Origin of the sequence: Glycomyces arizonensis DSM 44726, from assembly GCF_000482705.1 — a bacterium.
Taxonomy (GTDB): Bacteria; Actinomycetota; Actinomycetes; order Mycobacteriales; family Micromonosporaceae; genus Glycomyces; species Glycomyces arizonensis.
In genome coordinates this window covers 340,682-358,424 of record NZ_AXWO01000001.1, presented here as the reverse complement: position 1 = coordinate 358,424, position 17,743 = coordinate 340,682, and the positions used below count along the sequence as shown (strand labels likewise).

Here is a 17,743-nt window from a genome sequence, read left to right as displayed (position 1 = left end):
CGCGGCCCGCAGTGGGGGACGGGCCGCGAACCGCCCGCCGGCTCAGCTCGCTGAAGACTCGTAGGCCCTGCGGACCCGCACCGGCGCCTTGAGGTGCCAGGCGTCCTCCACGAGCTCGGCCAGCCGCTCGGGCTCGACCCGCGCGAGGTCCACCAGGATCATCGCGTACCCCTCGTAGTGCGGCGTCGTGTAGTAGGCCGCGTCCCCCGAGGCCAGCAGCGCCGCCTTCTCGCTCGGGTCGCACACGAGCGCCAGGCCGCCCTCGGCCTCGGTGCGCAGCCGCGCGAAGAACCTGCCCTTGACCTTCAACGACGGGGTCCGCCAGCTCGTGGTCTCCTCGACCTCCGGATATCGCTTCGCGATCGCGACGACGTCGTCCCATGTCGGCATCTGGAGCTCCTTTCGTCCACTCCATGGTCCCGCGGACCACCGACAGAACGGGGACGGCGACTAAGGGTTGATCCAATCCGCTATGTAGAGCAGGCTCGCCGCCGAGACGCCGAGCACGGCCAGCGTCACCACGGCCGCGGCCAGCAGCCGCAGCGGCATCTGCGTCCAGTCCGGCCCCATCTGGCGCCTGAGCACCGGCATGTTCCGCGACGCCGACGGCTCGGGCTGCTTCGCCGCCGCCGGCACCGCCTCCTCGGGCCTCGGCTTCGGCGAGATGCGGGGGAGCAGCTGCGTGTCGCCCGCCGGGCGCCGCGCCTCGGGATCCTGGACGCGGTCGATCTGCACGGTCAGGCCGCCGACGGTGCCCCGCTGGCCGTCGCCCACGCGGGCGAAGTCGTCGGTGCCGCCGTAGCCGACGCGCGGAATGTTCGGGTCGGTCACGGCGTCGATCTGCACCGTCCGCATCTCGTCGGTGCCGCGCCTGCCGTCGCCGACCTTCGGCAGTTCGCCCGTCGTCGGATGCGACGGGTCGCCGTAGCTCGGGCCCCACCCGTAGCTCATGCCGCCCCTACCCCTGACCGGCGCTCTCGGCGGCGGCGAGGAGGTTGTCGAGGTGGCCCTGCATGTTCGCGATGTCGCTCTTCTGGACGGTGATCATCCGGCTCGCCGCGTCGACGACCGTCTCGTTGTCACTCAGATCGACGATCGCCTCGGCCATGGCGATCCCGCCGATGTGGTGGTCGATCATCAGATTCGCGAACATGACGTCGGCCTCATAGCCGGTGAGCTGCTTGAACTCGGCCATCTCCTCGTCGGTGGCCATGCCGGCCATCAGGCCGCCGTTGTCCTCCATGTCGTGGACGTGCCCCTCGCCCGCCCATGACATCGGCTCGCCGCTGCTCATCTGGACGCCCCACTCGCGCAGCCACGACCGCATCATCCCGATCTCGGCGCTCTGCGAGGTGGCGATGTCGTAGGCGATCGCGCGCATCGCCTCGTCCTCGCCGTTCTGCCACTCGTACATGGCCATCGCGACGGCCTGCTGGTGGTGGGTCTGCATGTCGCGGGCGAAGCCGGCCTCCGGCGAATCATTGCCGGGGGTCGACGTGGCGCTCACCCATCCGATCGCGAATCCGGCGCCGAGCATGAGCACGGCGGCGATGGCGATCAGCACGGCGGGTCTCTGCCACAGACGACTCATACGGATCCAGCCTTCCTATTCGGCGGGGGCGCTGCTCTCCATCTGCTCGAGCAGTGCCGAGGCCTCTTCTTCGGTCATCTCAGTCTCGCCGCCACTGGTGGTGGCCGTCGTGGTCGACACGCCGCCCGTGCAGGAGGCGCCCATCTCGGCGAGGTTGTCGCCGTTCTGGATGTAGTAGTTGAGGAACTGGTCGATCTCGGGGTCGGCGGGGTCGTCGGTCTGGAGCTGCACGCCCCACGCCTGGAGGGAGACCGCGACGCCCTGTCCGGGGTAGGGGCTCATGAGGCTGAAGTCGCGGCCCTCGATCTTCGAGGCCAGTTCGCTGACCTGGCCCTCGTCGACGAGCTCGGGGTCGTAGGTCAGCCACACCGCGCCGTGCTCGAGGGAGTGGACGGCGTTGCCGTCGGCGATCGGGTCGGCGTAGACGGCGCCGGTGCAGGTCTGCCACTGGCTCAGGTGGTTGCCCCCGGCGGGCGGGCTGATCTCGTAGGTGGGCTGGTCGTTGGAGGTGTCCTCGTCGGCGTCGAGGTGCTCCTGCTGCACCACCCACGGGTGATCGAGGTCCTCGGCCGTGATCTCGCCGTCGTCGATCGCCGCCTTGACGACCTCGTAGCTGCCGTAGTCGCCGTAGAAGTTCGTGACGCCTTCCGGGGGCTTGCTGCGGTCCCAGACGACGAATGCGGCGACGGCGATGAGGCCGAGTGCGACCACGCCGACGCCGGAGAAGGTGAGGATGAGCCCCCACGGCTTCGGCTGGGCGACCTGGACGCCACGGCCCTTGCGACTCGCGTTCTTGCCGGACTTCGACCCCGCGTTCTTCGCGGATTTCGAGCCCGCGTTCTTCGCGGTCTTCGAGGAGTTCTGCTTCTTGGATGCCATTTCGCGCGGGGAGCCTTATTCGTCGACTTCGGGATGGTAGCGGCGGCGACGCCGGAAACGACCCCGGTGATGCTCGCTCGCGTACGCCACTTTACCCGGTCGCCTGACGGCGCCGTTCCCGAGCGTTGCTCGCAACACGCTGGGCAGCGGCGAAAGCGGGAGCGCGATCACTCGGCGAGGGCGCTGTTGCCGCCCGAGCAGGTCGCCATCGCCTCGGGGTTGAACGCCTCGTTGAGGATGTAGGTGTCCAGGTAGGCGTCGATGTTCGGGTCCGCCGGATCGTCCGTTTGGTACTGGTTGCCCCACGACTGGAGCGAGACCGCGACGCCCTGTCCGGGGTAGGGGCTCATGAGACTGTAGTCGCGGCCCTCGATCTTCGCGGCCAGCGCGGCGATCTGGGCCTCGTCGACCAGCTCGGGGTCGTAGGTCAGCCACACCGCCCCGTGCTCCATCGAGTGGACGGCGTTGCCGTCGGTGATCGGCCCGTCGTAGACCGAGCCGTTGCACGTCTGCCACACGCTCAGGTGGTTCCCGGCCACCGGCGGCGCGAGCTCGTAGACCGGCGGGTTCCCGTCCCAGCCGGCCTCGCCGTCGACGTGCTCCTGCTGCACCACCTGCGGGTACTCGAGGTCCTCGGCGGTGACCTCGCCGTCGGCGATGGCGTCCTGGACCGCCTGGTAGCTGCCGTACTCGCCGTAGAAGTTCTGCACGCCCTCGATCTCGGTCGGCGCGTCCGGCGCGGCGGCCCCGTCCGCGTCACCACCTGAGTCGGAGCCCGAAGACGAGCATCCAGCGGCGAAGGCGGCCACGCAGACGGCGGCGAGGGCGGCGGAGCGGGCGCGGGTCGTGATCATGGCTGGGGGCCTTCCAGTCGATACCGGGACTCAATGGAGCTTACCGGCCGCCCCCGGCCGCAGCGTGCGGCCGCCGAGGTGGCGGCGCCACAACGGCGTTTATCACTCGCAGGCGCGAAACCCCAGCGTTTAGGATTGCGGGGTGACTCCAGAAACGCTCGCAGAGAAAGTGCTGTCCGCCACGCGCGCCGCGTTCGCCGATCTCGGCCTCGACGCCACCGCGCTGCCCACCGAAACGGCCGTGGAGCGACCCCGAAACCCCGAGCACGGGGACTACGCCTCCACGATCGCCCTCCAGGTGGCCAAGAAGGTCGGCACCAACCCGCGAGCGCTGGCGCAGGGCATCGCCGACCAACTCGCCTCCGTCGACGGCGTCGCCGGGGTCGACATCGCCGGACCCGGCTTCCTGAACATCACCCTCGACGCGGCCGCCGCCGGCGCCATCGCCGAGCAGATCGTCGCCGCGGGCACCGCCTACGGCTACAACGAGTCCATGAAGGGCGCGCACGTCAACCTCGAGTTCGTCTCGGCGAACCCGACCGGCCCGGTCCACGCCGGCGGCACCCGCTGGGCGGCCGTGGGCGACGCCCTCGCCCGCGTCATGCGGGCCTCCGGCGCGAAGGTCGCCTCCGAGTACTACTTCAACGACGCCGGATCCCAGGTCGATCGGTTCGCGAACTCGCTGCTGGCCCGCGCCAAGGGCGAGCCGACCCCCGAGGACGGCTACGGCGGCGGCTACGTCGACGAGATCGCCGCCGAGGTCCTCACCCGGCACCCCGACGCGCTCGAGTCCGACGACCCGCAGGAGGTCTTCCGGACCGCGGGCGTGGAGCTGATGTTCGAGCAGATCAAGACCACCCTCGCCGACTTCGGCACGCACTTCGACGTGTACTTCAACGAGAAGGAGCTCCACGACAAGGGCGAGCTCGACGCCGCCCTGGAGCGGCTGTCCAAGCTCGGACACGTCTTCGAGGCCGACGGCGCCACCTGGCTGCGCACCACCGAGTTCGGCGACGACAAGGACCGGGTCCTCAAGAAGTCCGACGGCTCGTGGACCTACTTCGCCGCAGACTGCGCCTATTACCTCGACAAGCGCGAGCGCGGCTTCGACAAGCTCGTGCTCATGCTCGGCGCCGACCACCACGGCTACGTCGGCCGGATGCAGGCGATCAGCCGGGCCTACGGCGACGAGCCGGGCACCCTGGAGATCCTCATCGGCCAGATGGTGAACCTGCTGCGCGACGGCAAGCCGGTGCGGATGTCCAAGCGCATGGGGACCGTGGTGACGCTGAACGACATCGTCGAGGCCATCGGCGTCGACGCCACCCGCTACGCGCTCACTCGCTACTCGGCCGACTCGTCGATCGACCTCGACATCGACCTGTGGACCAAGCACGGCAACGACAATCCGGTCTACTACGTGCAGTACGCGCACGCCCGGATCTCCGGGGTGCTGCGCAACGCCACCGAGCTGGGGATCGACAAGGGCGACACGTACGACGCCTCGCTGCTGTCCCACCCCAGGGAGAACGACCTGCTCAAGGCCCTCGCCGAGTTCCCCGCGGTGGTCGCCTCCGCCGCGGAGCTGCGCGAGCCGCACCGGATCGCCCGCTACGCCGAGGACCTCGCCGGGGCCTACCACCGGTTCTACAACGACTGTCGGGTCCTGCCCTACCCCGGTGAAGCACTCACCGAAACCGGCCGGGCCCGCCTGTGGCTGGTCGACGCCACCCGCGTCGTCCTCGCCAACGCCCTCGGCCTGCTCGGCGTCAGTGCCCCGGAGCGTATGTGATGCGGACCCACGAAGCCGGTGCCATGCACGGCGACTTCGCCTCCCTGCGCCCCGCCTGGCTGGGCGTCCCCGACGACGTCAACGCCCTCCTCCCGCAGCTGTGGGCCGCGGGCGTCGAACGCTCCGACGAGGGCGTCCTGCGCGTCGGCGGCATCCCGGTCGGCGAGCTGGCCGACGAGTTCGGCACCCCGGCGTACATCCTCGACGAGGACGACTTCCGCGCCCGCTGCCGCGCCTGGGCCCGGGCGTTCTCCGGCTCCGATGTCTTCTACGCCGCGAAGGCGTTCTGCTCCAAGGCCGTGCTCCGCGCCGCCGTCGAGGAGGGCCTGAACGTCGACGTGTGCACCGCCGGGGAGCTGGCCGTCGCGCTCGCCGCAGGGATCGAGCCGGCCCGCCTCGGCTACCACGGGAACAACAAGTCCCCGGCCGAGCTGCGCCAGGCCATCGAGCTGCGGGTCGGGCGCATCGTCGCCGACTCCTACAACGAGATCGAGCGCATCGACGCGCTCAGCGCCGAGCTCGGCATCCGGCCGCACGTGATGGTCCGCGTCAACGTCGGCGTCGAGGCCCACACGCACGAGTACATCGCCACCGCCCACGAGGACCAGAAGTTCGGGTTCTCGCTGGTCGACGGCGACGCCCACGAGGCAGCGCGCCGCATCGCGGCCTCCCCGAACATGTACCTGGCGGGCCTGCACTCGCACATCGGCTCCCAGATCTTCGACACGTCCGCGTTCGAGGTCTCGGCCGCGCGGGTGGTGCGCCTGTTCGCGGGGCTCCAGGACGAGATCGACGAGCCGATGGGCGAACTCGACCTCGGCGGCGGCTTCGGCATGGCCTACACCAGCCAGGACGACCCGCAGCCGCCGGTCGACGTCGCCGCCTCGCTCGGGAAGATCGTCGAGGCCGAGTGCGCCGCGGCGGGCATCGCGGTGCCGCGCCTGTCGATCGAGCCGGGCCGCACGCTCATCGGACCGGCCGTGTTCACGCTCTACGAGGTGGGCACCGTCAAGCCCGTCACGCTCTCTGCGGGCGCCTCGCGGCTGTACGTGTCGGTCGACGGCGGCATGAGCGACAACATCCGCCCGGCCCTGTACGACGCGACCTATTCGGCCACGCTCGCCTCGCGCGCCTCGCGGGCGGCCCCGGCGCTGGCCCGCGTAGTGGGAAAGCATTGCGAATCCGGCGACATAGTTGTTAAAGATGAATTCCTACCCGCCGACGTCGCTCCGGGCGACCTGATCGCCGTGCCGGGCACCGGCGCCTACTGCCGGTCCATGGGCTCGAACTACAACCACGTGCCCCGCCCGCCCGTCATCGCGGTCCGCGACGGAGAGGCCCGAGTGATCCTCGCCCGTGAAACGGTCGACGACCTCTTGCGCCTCGACGTCGGCTGAACCGACCAGAAAGGGAATCGGCGAATGAAGATCGCGCTACTCGGATGCGGCAACGTCGGCAGTGAAGTCGTGCGCCTCATGCGAATGCGCGGGGAGGAACTCGCCACCCGAGTAGGGGAGCCCGTCGAGCTCGCGGGCATCGCCGTGCGGCGCGCCGGACGCGACCGCTCGCACCTGCCGGTCGACCGGTCCATGTTCACCACCGACGCGCTCGCCCTCATCAAGCGCGACGACGTCGACATCGTCGTCGAGGTCGCCGGGGGCATCGAGCCGGCCCGCAGCTGGATCACCACCGCCCTCGGCGAGGGCAAGTCCGTGGTCACCGCCAACAAGGCCCTCCTGGCCGAGGACATGCCGACGCTGGCCGCCGCCGCGAAGGCCGGCGGCGCCGACCTCTACTACGAGGCCGCCGCCGCCGCCGCGATCCCGCTCATGCGCCCGCTGCGCGAATCGCTCCACGGCGACCGGATCAACCGCGTCCTCGGCATCGTCAACGGCACCACCAACTACATCTGCACCAAGATGACGCAGACCGGCGCGAGCTTCGCCGAGGCGCTCGCCGAGGCCTCCGAGCTGGGCTACGCCGAGGCCGACCCGACCGCGGACGTCGACGGCTACGACGCCGCCGCCAAGGCCGCGCTCATCGCGTCCCTGGCCTTCCACACGCACGTGGGCCTCGCCGAGGTCTACCGGGAGGGCATCACCCGCGTCACGCCCGCCGACATCGCCTCGGCGGCCGCCGAGGGCCGCGTCGTCAAGCCGCTGTGCATCGCCACCCGCGAGGAGGAGGGCGTCTCGGTGCGCGTCCACCCGGCGATGATCCCGGCCACGCACCCGCTCGCCAACGTCAACGGCGCCTACAACGCCGTGTTCGTCGAGGCCGAGTCGGCCGGGCGGCTCATGTTCTACGGTGCGGGAGCCGGGGGGACCGAGACGGCCTCGGCCGTGCTCGGCGATATCGTGGCCGTGGCGCGCAACAAGCGCGGCGGGATCACGGCCTTCCCTCCGGAGGCCGCCTACTCCGACGTGCCGGTGAAACCCATCGGCGAGGCCCGGACCCGCTACCACGTCAGTCTCGACGTCGTCGACGAGCCCGGCGTGCTCGCCCGCGTGGCGGCCACCTTCGCCCACCACGGGGTCAGCCTCGCGACCGTCCACCAGTCGGGCCGGGGCGACGATGCCCAGCTCGTGGTGGTGACCCACATCGCCGCTGACCGGCAGCTGTCGGACACGGTCGAGGAACTGTCGCAACTGATGTCGGTGCACCAGGTCACCAGCGTCATGCGCGTCGAAGGAGAATAGGACGACATGTCCGAAGGTGCCATGCGCCCTGGCTGGCGCGGCCTCATCGAGGAATTCAGAGACCGGCTCCCGGTCACCGACGCCACCCCAGTGGTGACCCTGCAAGAGGGCGGGACGCCGCTCGTGCCCGCCCCGGTCATCTCCGAGAAGACCGGCTGCGACGTCTACCTCAAGGTCGAGGGCCTCAACCCGACCGGCTCGTTCAAGGACCGCGGCATGACCGTGGCCGTCTCCAAGGCCGTCGAGGACGGTGCCAAGGCCATCATCTGCGCCTCCACCGGCAACACCTCGGCCTCGGCCGCCGCCTACGCCGCCCGCGCCGGGATCACCTGCGCCGTGCTCGTCCCGGCCGGGAAGATCGCCCTCGGGAAGCTCGCGCAGGCCCTCGTCCACGGCGCGAAACTGCTCCAGCTCGAAGGCAACTTCGACGACTGCCTGGCCATCGCCGACAAGCTCTCGCAGGACTACCCGGTCTCGCTGGTCAACTCGATCAACCCGCACCGGCTCCAGGGTCAGAAGACCGCGTCGTTCGAGATCGTCGACGTCCTCGGCGACGCGCCGGACGTCCACTGCCTGCCGGTCGGCAACGCCGGGAACATCAGCGCCTACTGGATGGGCTACGGCGAGGACGCCGACGCCGGGAGGTCCACCAAGCGGCCCCGCATGCTCGGCATCCAGGCCGCCGGGGCGGCCCCCATCGTGAACGGCCACGTCGTGGCGCACCCGCAGACCATCGCCACGGCGATCCGCATCGGCAACCCCGCGTCGTGGACCAAGGCCCTCGACGCCGAGAAGGAGTCGGGCGGGAAGATCATCGCCGCCACCGACCGCGAGATCCACGCCGCGTACATGCTGCTGGCCCGCTCCGAGGGCGTCTTCGTCGAGCTCGCCAGCGCCGCATCGGTGGCCGGGCTGCTCAAGCAGTCCGCGTCCGGCTGGCTCGAAAGGGGACAGACAGTGGTGTGCACGGTGACCGGCAACGGGCTCAAGGACCCCGACTGGGCCGTCTCCACCGCCCCGCAGCCGCAGACGGTGCCCGTCGACGTCATGCAGACGGCCAGGGCGTTGGGATTGTGAGGGGGGAGCGAAGCGACCGCGATGTCGGGCGGGGGCGGGAGACGGGTGGGATTCCGATGGGTTCGGCGACGGTTCGGGTCCCGGCGACCTCTGCCAATCTCGGGCCCGGTTTCGACTCGCTCGGCCTCGCGCTGGGCCTGTTCGACGAGGTGACGGCCACGGCGCTCGAAGGCGCCACCGGCACCGTCTCGGTCGAGGTGACCGGCGAGGGCGCGGGCGCCGTCGCCACCGACGAGAGCCACCTGGTGGCGGCCACCATGCTGCGCGCCTTCGACGCCCTCGGCGTCCGGGCGCCGGAGTTGAAACTCGAATGCCGCAACCGCATCCCGCACGCGCGCGGCCTCGGCTCCTCCTCGGCGGCGATCGTCGCCGGGATCATGCTCGCCGACGCGCTGGCCGCGGGCGGGATGAGCCGGGCCGAGAAGCTCGCGCTCGCGAGCGAGATCGAGGGCCACCCGGACAACGTGGCGCCGTGCCTGCTGGGCGGCTTCACCATCGCCTACGGCACCGACGAGGGCGCGCGGGCGGTCAGCCTCGAACCCTCGCCGCGCGTGCGCCCGTGGGTGTTCGTGCCCGAGGGCCAGGGCCTGACGGCGGTCGCCCGCGCGGCGCTGCCCGAGCGCGTCTCGTACGCCGACGCGGTCTTCAACCTCTCGCGGGCCGCGCTCCTGGTCGACGCGCTCACGCGCAAGCCCTCGCGGCTGTTCGACGCCACCGCCGACCGGCTCCACCAGTCGTACCGGGCGGAGGGAATGCCGGAGAGCACGCGGTTGTTGGAACAGTTGCGTTCCGCCGGGATCGCGGCAGCGGTCTCGGGCGCGGGTCCGACCGTCATCGCCTTGAGCGTGGACGGCGGGCCGGGGCCCGAGGGCCTGGCGGGGTTCGCCCCGGCGGGTTTCGAGGTCATGAGCCTGGACGTCGCGGACGGCGCGGTGATCACCGCGAGCGGGACCGAATGATGGACTGCGAGCCTCGCCGCCGGTGCTCGTTTGCGGCCCGCAAACGTCGCCGAGGCGGTAAGCTTGGAGTTCCACGGGCCTTCTACGTGGGAAAACGAGTGTTCTTCGGGTCTGTTGTTGGCAGTGGGCCGGGTGCGCTAGTATTCCCCGTAGACGACCACCCGGTGTCGTGACTGCTTGAAGCCTTGATTATGCTTGTAGTCACAACAGCTGCGGCGCATCCAGCGCACGCCTGATCTCTTGTTTGGGTCATCACCCTCAATCATGGATTTGTGACTTTGCATAGCTCTAGCGTGACATGGCACAGTTCCGACTTCGCATCCGTGAAGTTCCACGTGTGGCGCTGGGGCCTCGGCTCCGGCGAGGATCGCAATCACGTATCGCACCGTGCGCGTCGACCATCTATCGCGGGCCGTCGAGTCACAGGCCCAGAGGCGCCGCCTCAATCGGGACCGTCTGCTCAGCGGACTGCCCCAGGGTGTACCCAGGACCAGCTGTTGCACCACATCCACCGCGGCCATTCGACTAGCGCGCGGTGGGCGACGCGATGGCGGGACGCAAACCAGAACATCGGCATTGCGGCTATTTGAAAGACGCGGAAACTCCTCGAATTCATTTCGAAGTGCTCCGCAAGGGAAGGAATCCATTGAGCGACACCACCGGCACGACGTCGGACCGGAATAGCAGTGCGGCGTCGGCTCCGGGAACTCTCCCGGAGACCAAGAAGCGTCGCCGGGCAGGAACCGGTTTGGCCTCTATGCTGATGCCCGAGCTCCAGCAGATGGCGCAATCGCTCGGCATCACCGGCGTTGGCCGGATGCGCAAGAGCGAGCTCATCGCGGCCATCCAGACGCAGCAGGCGAACGGCTCGGAGCCCGGCGGTGCCAGCGCGGAACAGGAGGCCCCGCCAGTGCCTGACTCTGAACACACACCGACCACTGAGGCCCCGTCGGCGCCCGTCGACACCGAGCCCGCCGCCGACTCCGCGGAGAGCGCCACCGAAAGCGCCGAGGCCAAGAGCGCCCGCCGCGCGACCCGCCCCGCGGGTCCGCCGCAGCCGCGTCGCCGCCAGGAGCAGAACGCGGCCCGCGACACCGCCGAGGAGACCGGGGCCGCGCCCGCCGCCGACGAGTCCGATGAGGACCGCCCGGTCCGCCGTCGCCGCGTCCGCGGAGGCGAGCGGTCCGAGCAGAACGAGCGCCGCTCCGAAGAGACCGAGACCGCTGAGCACGAGAGCCGCAATGAGGGCCGTGGCGAGCGCCGCGGCGACCAGCGAGGCGAGCGCGACCGCGACCGCGACGACCAGCGCGAACAGCGCGGCGACCGCGGGGACCGCGACGACCAGAACGAGGGGGGCCGCCGCCGCAAGAGGCGCGACCGCTCCGACCGCCGCCGCTCGGGCAACAGCCGCGGCGGCGAGGACTTCGAGCGCGGAGGCCAGAACGACGAGCAGCTCGTCCCGGTCGCCGGCATCCTCGACATCCTCGACAACTACGCGTTCATCCGCACCACCGGCTACCTGGCCGGACCGGACGACGTCTACGTCTCGATGTCGCAGGTGCGCAAGCACCGGCTGCGCCGCGGCGACGCCATCACCGGCGCGGTCAAGCCCGGCCGCGGCGAGGACAACGGCAATGGCGGCGGTGGCGGCGGCAAGCAGCGTCGCGAGAAGTACAACCCGCTGGTCCGCCTGGACACCGTCAACGGCATGAGCCCTGACGACGCCAAGAGCCGCGACGACTTCTACAAGCTCACGCCGCTGTACCCGAACGAGCGCCTGCGCCTGGAGACCGAGCCGAACGCGCTGACCACCCGCGTCATCGACCTGGTGGCCCCGATCGGCAAGGGCCAGAGGGCCCTCATCGTCTCCCCTCCCAAGGCCGGCAAGACGATGGTGCTCCAGGCGATCGCCAACGCGATCACCACGAACAACCCCGAGTGCCACCTCATGGTCGTGCTCGCGGACGAGCGGCCCGAAGAGGTCACCGACATGCAGCGCTCGGTCAAGGGCGAGGTCATCGCCTCGACCTTCGACCGCCCGCCGTCGGACCACACCACCGTCGCCGAGCTCGCGATCGAGCGCGCCAAGCGCCTGGTCGAACTCGGACACGACGTGGTCGTGCTCCTCGACTCCATCACGCGGCTCGGCCGGGCGTACAACAACGCCTCGCCCGCCTCGGGGCGGATCCTGTCGGGCGGCATCGACTCCACCGCGCTCTACCCGCCGAAGCGCTTCCTGGGCGCGGCGCGGAACATCGAGCACGGCGGATCGCTGACGATCCTCGGCACGGCGCTGGTCGAGACCGGCTCCATGGGCGACACGGTCATCTTCGAGGAGTTCAAGGGCACCGGCAACGCCGAGCTCAAGCTCGACCGCAAGATCGCCGAGAAGCGCACCTGGCCGGCCATCGACGTCCACCAGTCGAGCACCCGCAAGGACGAGCTCATGATGAGCCCCGAGGAGCAGGCGGTCATGCTCAAGCTCCGCCGCGTCCTGTCCTCGCTGGAGCCGCAGCAGGCAATCGACCTGCTGCTCGACCGGCTGAAGAAGACGCAGACCAACGCCGAGTTCCTGATGTCGATCGTCAAGCAGTCGACGCCGGACTAGGCGAACGCCGCTGAGGCCGCTCCGGTTGAGAGCGGCCTCACGGCCTATCATGGTCAATCGGTGCGCAGGTCGCGCACATGCCAAGAGCCCTGGACTCCGGGGCCCGATGCGGTACCGGTTCACGGCCCAGCAATGCGCCGACCCGGCGACCGAACAGAGAGGGAAACTCATGAAACAGGGCATCCACCCTGAGTACGTGGTCACCGAGGTGACCTGCTCCTGCGGGAACAGCTTCACCACCCGCTCCACGGAGGCCAGTGGCAAGATCCAGGCTGCGACCTGCAACAAGTGCCACCCGTTCTACACGGGCAAGCAGCGCATCCTCGACACCGGCGGTCGCGTGGCCAAGTTCAAGGCCCGCTACGCCAAGGCCCAGGAGAAGGCTCAGGCCGGCAAGTAGCTTTCCGACGCAGCGCCCGTGCCCGAGGCACGGGCGCTGCGTCCTTTTTGTCCGCTTCTTCACTGGCTTTCGACCCGAAGGAACCACCATGTCCACCGCCGCCGACAACCGCCTGGCCTCCCTCCTCGCCGAGTACCACGACCTCGAAGCGCAGATGGGCGACCCGGCCCTGCACGCCGACCCCGCCCAGGCCCGCCGCGTCGGCCGCCGCTACGCCGAGCTCGGCCCGATCGCCAAGACCGCCGCCGACATCGCCACCGCCAAGGACGACCTCGAGACCGCCGAGGAACTGGCCGGCGAGGACGCCGACTTCGCCGACGAGGCCGAGCGGCTGCGAAAGACCATCCCCGAGATGGAGTCCAAGCTCGCCGAGCTGATGATCCCGCGCGACCCCGACGACTCCAAGGACGTCATCATCGAGATCAAGGCGGGCGCCGGAGGCGAGGAGTCCGGCCTGTTCGCCAGGGACCTCATGCGCATGTACCTGCGTTACTTCGAGCACCGCGGCTGGGCCGTCGAGACGCTGGAGAGCGTGCCCACCGACCTCGGCGGCATCAAGGACTCCTCGATCGCCGTCCGCACCAAGGGCGCGCCCGAAGGCGGCAACGGCGTGTGGTCCCGCATGAAGTTCGAGGGCGGCGTCCACCGCGTCCAGCGCGTGCCGGTCACCGAGTCCCAGGGCCGGGTGCACACCTCGGCCGCGGCCGTGGTCGTCATGCCCGAGGCCGAAGAGGTCGACGTCGAGCTCAACATGAACGACGTCCGCGTCGACGTCTACCGCTCCTCGGGACCGGGCGGGCAGTCGGTCAACACCACCGACTCGGCCGTCAGGCTCACCCACGAGCCCACCGGCATCGTCGTCACCAGCCAGAACGAGAAGAGCCAGCTCCAGAACAAGGAGGCCGCGCTGCGCGTCCTGCGCGCCCGCCTGCTCGCCAAGCAGCAGGAAGAGGCCGCCGCCGCCGCCGGAGAGGCCAGGCGCTCGCAGGTGCGCACCGCCGACCGCTCCGAACGCATCCGGACCTACAACTTCCCGCAGAACCGGCTCACCGACCACCGGATCGGCTTCACCGCCTACAACCTCGACCAGGTCATGGACGGCGAGCTCGACGAGGTCCTCGACGCCCTCGCCGCCGCCGACCGGGCCGAGCGCATGGCCGGCGGTAATGACCAGCACTAGCTGGACCGGCGCCATCGCCGCGGCCGCCGCGCGCCTCGCCGAGGCGGGCGTGCCCTCGCCGCGCGTCGACGCCGAGCTGCTGGCCGCCCACGTCTCCGGGCTGCGCCGCGGCCAGCTGCTCGCCGCCGACGCGCCAGGCGAGGACCACCTCGCCGCGTTCGCCGACCTCGTCGAGCGGCGCCTTGGCCGCGAACCGCTCCAGCACCTGACCGGCTCGGCCGCGTTCCGCTACGGCGAGCTCGCCGTCGGGCCCGGCGTGTTCGTGCCCCGGCCCGAGACCGAGCTGCTCGTCGACTGGGCCCTGGAGCACCTCCCCGAGGGCGGGACCGTCATCGACGCCTGCTCCGGCTCGGGCGCGATCGCCCACGCCATCGCCACCGAGCGGCCCGACAGCCGCGTGTGGGCCGTCGAGGCCGACCCGGACGCCTTCGAATGGCTGGAGTCGAACCTCCAGGGCACCGGCGCCGTGCCGGTCCTGGCCGACGCCGTCGCCCCCGGCACGCTCGCCGAACTCGACGGGCAGGTCGACCTCGTCGTGGCCAACCCGCCGTACGTCCCGATGGACATGGAGGTCGCCCCCGAGGTCGACTTCGACCCGTCGGGGGCGGTCTACGCCGACGAGGCCGGGCTGTCGGTCATCCAGCCGCTCGCGCTGCGCGCCGCCCGCTGGCTGGCCCCCGGCGGCTGGTACGGCTTCGAGCACGACGACACGCACGGCAGGGCCGCGCCCGAGATCCTCGGCGTCTCGGGCTTCACCGAGGTCGCCGATCACGACGACCTGGCGGGGCGCTCGCGCTTCACGACGGGAAAGCTAGGCTTGTCGCCGTGAGGCTGTTCAACTGTAGGAAGATCAAAGACCGCGCCACCGGGCTCAAGTCCGCCGCCCGCGCGGTCTCCGGCGGCAAGCTCGTCGTGATCCCGACCGACACGGTGTACGGGATCGGCTGCGACGCCTTCTCCCATGCTGCCGTGCGCGCCCTCCTGGAAGCGAAGGGCCGCGGCCGGGACATGGCTCCGCCCGTGCTCATCGGCTCCAAGCGGGCGCTCGACGGGATCGCCTCCGACGTCTCGAAGTCGGCCAAGGAGCTCATCGAGGCGTTCTGGCCCGGGCCGCTCACCGTCGTCGTGCCCTACACGCCGACCCTGACCTGGGACCTCGGCGACACCGACGGCACCGTCGCGGTGCGGATGCCGCTGCACCCGCTCGCGCTGGAGCTGCTCAAGGAGACCGGCCCGATGGCCGTCTCCTCGGCCAACAAGACCGGGCATCCGCCCGCCGAGACCGCCGCCGACGCGAAGGGCCAGCTCGGCGCCGACGTCTCGGTCTACCTGGAGGCCGGTCCCTCGGAAGACAACCTGCCCTCCACGATCGTCGACTGCGTCGCCGACCCGCCGCAGGTGCTGCGCGAGGGCGCGCTGACCGTCGAGCAGATCCGCAAGGTCGTGCCCGAGGTGCTCGACGCCGACGGCTACGGCCCCGGCGAGCGCCCCGAAGAGCAGCAGGCCGAGGACGAGCAGGAGGAGGAGCCCCAGGCATGAGCGCGGTCTTCTCGGTCCTGCACGTGTGCACCGGCAACATCTGCCGTTCGCCGATGTCGGAGCGCATCCTCGACGGGCTCACCGGCGACGACGTGTTCAACCACGGCGCCGGGATCTCCAGCTACCACGAGGGCGACCCGATGGAGCCGAACGCGGCGCGCGAGCTGGAGGACCGGGGATTCGAGCCCGGCGGGCACCGCGCCCGCCACATCGACCGCGCCCAGGTCGAGGGCTCCGACCTGATCCTGGTGGCCACGGCCACCCACCGCGAGTACATCGCCGAGCGCTTCCCCGAGGCGGCCGACCGGACGTTCCTGGTCAGGCAGTTCGGTCACATCGCCGCAGGCGCCTCCGACGAACTGCCCGACGGCGACGCCGTCGCCCGCGGCAAGGCCCTGGTCGCCCTGGCGGCCAAGCGCCGCGCCGACCACCCCGAGGCCGACCTGTCCGACCCGTGGGGACTGAGTCGCGCCGTGTACTCCGAGATAGCCGACCAGCTCGAGGACGCGCTCGAACCGGTCGCCGACGCTTTGGACGGTGACGCGTGAAGGCATCGCGAGGCTTCCTGAAACCCTGCTTCATCGTGGCGGCGATCACGGCCGTCGCCGCCGCCGCGGCGGGCCTCATCGTCTCCGGCCCGGCCGCCGCGATGTGGGCCGCGATCGGCGTCGCGTTCGTCTCCCTGGGCTTCGCCGCCTCGGTGTGGGCCATCGCAAGAGCCGAAAAGATTGACATACGTCTCACTCTTATGGTGGCCTTGCTCACGTATACGGCGAAGGTCATCGTCTACGGAGCGGCGTTGTGGGTGGTCGACGCCCTCGACGAGCACGCCGTGCTCCCCGTGGCGCTCGGACTCGGCGCCGGGGCCGTGACCTGGCTGTGCGCTCAGGGAATCTGGCTGTTCCGGGCCAAGACCCTCTATGTCGAACTCGACGGCGAGACCTGAGCGGTCCCATTCGGCGCGTTTCGTGGAGGTTGACAAAACCGCACGAGCGGGGATGGGGTCGCACCGGCCCGATGGGCCATTCGTGCGCATGCCCTGTTACAGTTCATCTCGACATGGCCGACAGGAATTCCCCCGAGCGCAAGCCCCAGCCCAGCGGCTCAGACATGGGCTGGCGCGCTCTGGGATATCTGTTGTCCGGCATCATCTTCTGGGGTGGTGTCGGCTATCTCGTCGACCTGTGGCTCGGACTGCCCAAAGTCGGGCTCTTGGTTGGAATGCTTGTCGGTGCGGCAGCTGGTATCTACCTGCTGCTCAAACAGATGTCGCCGTTATTGACCGACACTGACTGAGAGGCGTGACTCGGTGACCGACTCAGCCATGGTGCTGGCCTCAGAATTCCCCCCGGGCGTGGACAGCTTCGATTACCGCGACTGGTTCACGGGACTCAGCGACACCGCACTGACCAACGTCTTCACGACAGTGACCTTCGGCGTGTGGCTGGCCGCCGCCGTCCTGATCGTGTTCTTCCTCTGGGCCTACCGCAAGCCCCGCCTCGTTCCCACGCGCATGCAGTGGATGGCCGAATCGGCCTACGGCGTCGTCCGCAACTCGATCTCCGTCGACATCCTCGGCAAAGAGGTCGGCGTCCGCTTCGCCCCGTACCTGACGACGCTGTTCATGTTCGTCCTGCTGACGAACTTCCTGGCGATCGTGCCGGTCATGCAGATCTCCCCGAACTCCCACATCGCCTTCCCGGCGGTCCTGGCCATCATCACATGGGTCATCTACGTCTCGGTCGGCATCAGGAAGCACGGCCTCGGCCAGTTCCTGAAGATCACGGTCATCCCCCCGGGCGCCCCGGCGTTCATCCTGCCGCTGCTGATCCCGCTGGAATTCCTCCAGAACCTGGTCCTGCGGCCGCTGACGCTGGCGCTGCGACTGTTCGCGAACATGTTCGCCGGACACCTCATCCTCCTGGTGTTCATCCTCGGCGGCTTCGCGATGCTCGAATCGGGCAACGTCTTCATCCAGGGCCTGTCGTTCGTCTCCATGCTCATGGGGATCGGCCTGACGCTCTTCGAGCTCATCGTGATCGTCCTGCAGGCGTACGTCTTCACTCTGCTGACCACGCTCTACATCCAAGGCTCGCTGGCAGACGAGCACTAGGGACGAGATCCCCCGCACCCCCCAGATTTTCGACAAATGAAACACAACGTGC

General features: G+C 70.0%; 19 protein-coding genes. 14 read left to right on the top strand and 5 right to left on the bottom strand.

Going from position 1 to position 17,743, the window contains the following annotated elements; all coding sequences use genetic code 11:
* Positions 1 to 42: 42 nt before the first annotated feature.
* The 5 genes from H613_RS0101595 to H613_RS28795 form a co-directional block, all read right to left on the bottom strand.
* Positions 43 to 390 (bottom strand): MmcQ/YjbR family DNA-binding protein, encoded by a 348-nt coding sequence (locus H613_RS0101595; RefSeq protein WP_026922413.1) that lies wholly within the window; start codon positions 388 to 390, stop codon positions 43 to 45.
* A 60-nt stretch (positions 391 to 450) separates the two neighbouring features.
* Positions 451 to 951, bottom strand: coding sequence for a hypothetical protein (locus H613_RS0101590; RefSeq protein WP_026922412.1), 501 nt, complete (start codon positions 949 to 951; stop codon positions 451 to 453).
* 7 nt (positions 952 to 958) lie between these two features.
* Positions 959 to 1,591 carry a DUF305 domain-containing protein gene (locus H613_RS23780; protein WP_084546213.1) on the bottom strand — a complete coding sequence of 211 codons (633 nt, stop codon included), beginning with the start codon at positions 1,589 to 1,591 and terminating at the stop codon, positions 959 to 961.
* 15 nt (positions 1,592 to 1,606) lie between these two features.
* Positions 1,607 to 2,470 carry a thioredoxin-like domain-containing protein gene (locus H613_RS28800; RefSeq protein WP_051392806.1) on the bottom strand — a complete coding sequence of 288 codons (864 nt, stop codon included), beginning with the start codon at positions 2,468 to 2,470 and terminating at the stop codon, positions 1,607 to 1,609.
* 167 nt (positions 2,471 to 2,637) lie between these two features.
* Positions 2,638 to 3,324: a thioredoxin-like domain-containing protein gene (locus H613_RS28795; protein WP_051392805.1), complete on the bottom strand. Its 687-nt coding sequence runs from the start codon at positions 3,322 to 3,324 to the stop codon at positions 2,638 to 2,640.
* Positions 3,325 to 3,466: 142 nt separating this feature from the next.
* Between H613_RS28795 and argS the strand changes: the two genes are divergently transcribed.
* The 14 genes from argS to atpB all read left to right on the top strand — a co-directional run bounded on the left by argS (position 3,467) and on the right by atpB (position 17,691).
* Positions 3,467 to 5,116 carry an arginine--tRNA ligase gene (gene argS / locus H613_RS0101570; protein WP_026922411.1) on the top strand — a complete coding sequence of 550 codons (1,650 nt, stop codon included), beginning with the start codon at positions 3,467 to 3,469 and terminating at the stop codon, positions 5,114 to 5,116.
* Complete coding sequence (gene lysA / locus H613_RS0101565) at positions 5,116 to 6,513, top strand: diaminopimelate decarboxylase (RefSeq protein WP_026922410.1); 1,398 nt, start codon at positions 5,116 to 5,118, stop codon at positions 6,511 to 6,513. Before argS ends, lysA begins: the two co-directional genes overlap by 1 nt.
* 24 nt (positions 6,514 to 6,537) lie before the next feature.
* Positions 6,538 to 7,815 (top strand): homoserine dehydrogenase, encoded by a 1,278-nt coding sequence (locus H613_RS0101560; protein WP_026922409.1) that lies wholly within the window; start codon positions 6,538 to 6,540, stop codon positions 7,813 to 7,815.
* A 6-nt stretch (positions 7,816 to 7,821) separates the two neighbouring features.
* Positions 7,822 to 8,892, top strand: a complete 1,071-nt coding sequence (thrC, locus tag H613_RS0101555) for a threonine synthase (protein ID WP_026922408.1) — start codon at positions 7,822 to 7,824, stop codon at positions 8,890 to 8,892.
* A 56-nt stretch (positions 8,893 to 8,948) separates the two neighbouring features.
* Positions 8,949 to 9,851, top strand: coding sequence for a homoserine kinase (gene thrB, locus H613_RS23765; protein WP_051392804.1), 903 nt, complete (start codon positions 8,949 to 8,951; stop codon positions 9,849 to 9,851).
* A 757-nt stretch (positions 9,852 to 10,608) separates the two neighbouring features.
* Entirely contained in the window at positions 10,609 to 12,459 is a 1,851-nt protein-coding gene (gene rho, locus H613_RS0101545; protein WP_211234674.1) for a transcription termination factor Rho, read from the top strand.
* A 169-nt stretch (positions 12,460 to 12,628) separates the two neighbouring features.
* Positions 12,629 to 12,859 (top strand): 50S ribosomal protein L31, encoded by a 231-nt coding sequence (rpmE, locus tag H613_RS0101540; protein WP_026922406.1) that lies wholly within the window; start codon positions 12,629 to 12,631, stop codon positions 12,857 to 12,859.
* Between the two features lie 88 nt (positions 12,860 to 12,947).
* Positions 12,948 to 14,039, top strand: coding sequence for a peptide chain release factor 1 (gene prfA / locus H613_RS0101535; RefSeq protein ID WP_026922405.1), 1,092 nt, complete (start codon positions 12,948 to 12,950; stop codon positions 14,037 to 14,039).
* Positions 14,026 to 14,868 carry a peptide chain release factor N(5)-glutamine methyltransferase gene (gene prmC / locus H613_RS0101530; RefSeq protein WP_026922404.1) on the top strand — a complete coding sequence of 281 codons (843 nt, stop codon included), beginning with the start codon at positions 14,026 to 14,028 and terminating at the stop codon, positions 14,866 to 14,868. Before prfA ends, prmC begins: the two co-directional genes overlap by 14 nt.
* Positions 14,865 to 15,578, top strand: coding sequence for an L-threonylcarbamoyladenylate synthase (locus H613_RS23760; protein WP_051392803.1), 714 nt, complete (start codon positions 14,865 to 14,867; stop codon positions 15,576 to 15,578). The genes prmC and H613_RS23760 overlap by 4 nt, the downstream gene beginning before the upstream one ends.
* Positions 15,575 to 16,126, top strand: a complete 552-nt coding sequence (locus H613_RS0101520; RefSeq protein ID WP_026922403.1) for an arsenate reductase/protein-tyrosine-phosphatase family protein — start codon at positions 15,575 to 15,577, stop codon at positions 16,124 to 16,126. The genes H613_RS23760 and H613_RS0101520 overlap by 4 nt, the downstream gene beginning before the upstream one ends.
* The gene (locus H613_RS0101515; protein ID WP_026922402.1) at positions 16,123 to 16,524 is read left to right on the top strand and encodes a hypothetical protein; all 402 of its coding nucleotides are present in this window, start codon (positions 16,123 to 16,125) and stop codon (positions 16,522 to 16,524) included. The genes H613_RS0101520 and H613_RS0101515 overlap by 4 nt, the downstream gene beginning before the upstream one ends.
* A 113-nt stretch (positions 16,525 to 16,637) precedes the next feature.
* The gene (locus H613_RS0101510; protein WP_026922401.1) at positions 16,638 to 16,874 is read left to right on the top strand and encodes an AtpZ/AtpI family protein; all 237 of its coding nucleotides are present in this window, start codon (positions 16,638 to 16,640) and stop codon (positions 16,872 to 16,874) included.
* 13 nt (positions 16,875 to 16,887) lie between these two features.
* Complete coding sequence (gene atpB / locus H613_RS0101505) at positions 16,888 to 17,691, top strand: F0F1 ATP synthase subunit A (protein ID WP_156925766.1); 804 nt, start codon at positions 16,888 to 16,890, stop codon at positions 17,689 to 17,691.
* The last annotated feature ends 52 nt before the right edge of the window (positions 17,692 to 17,743 follow it).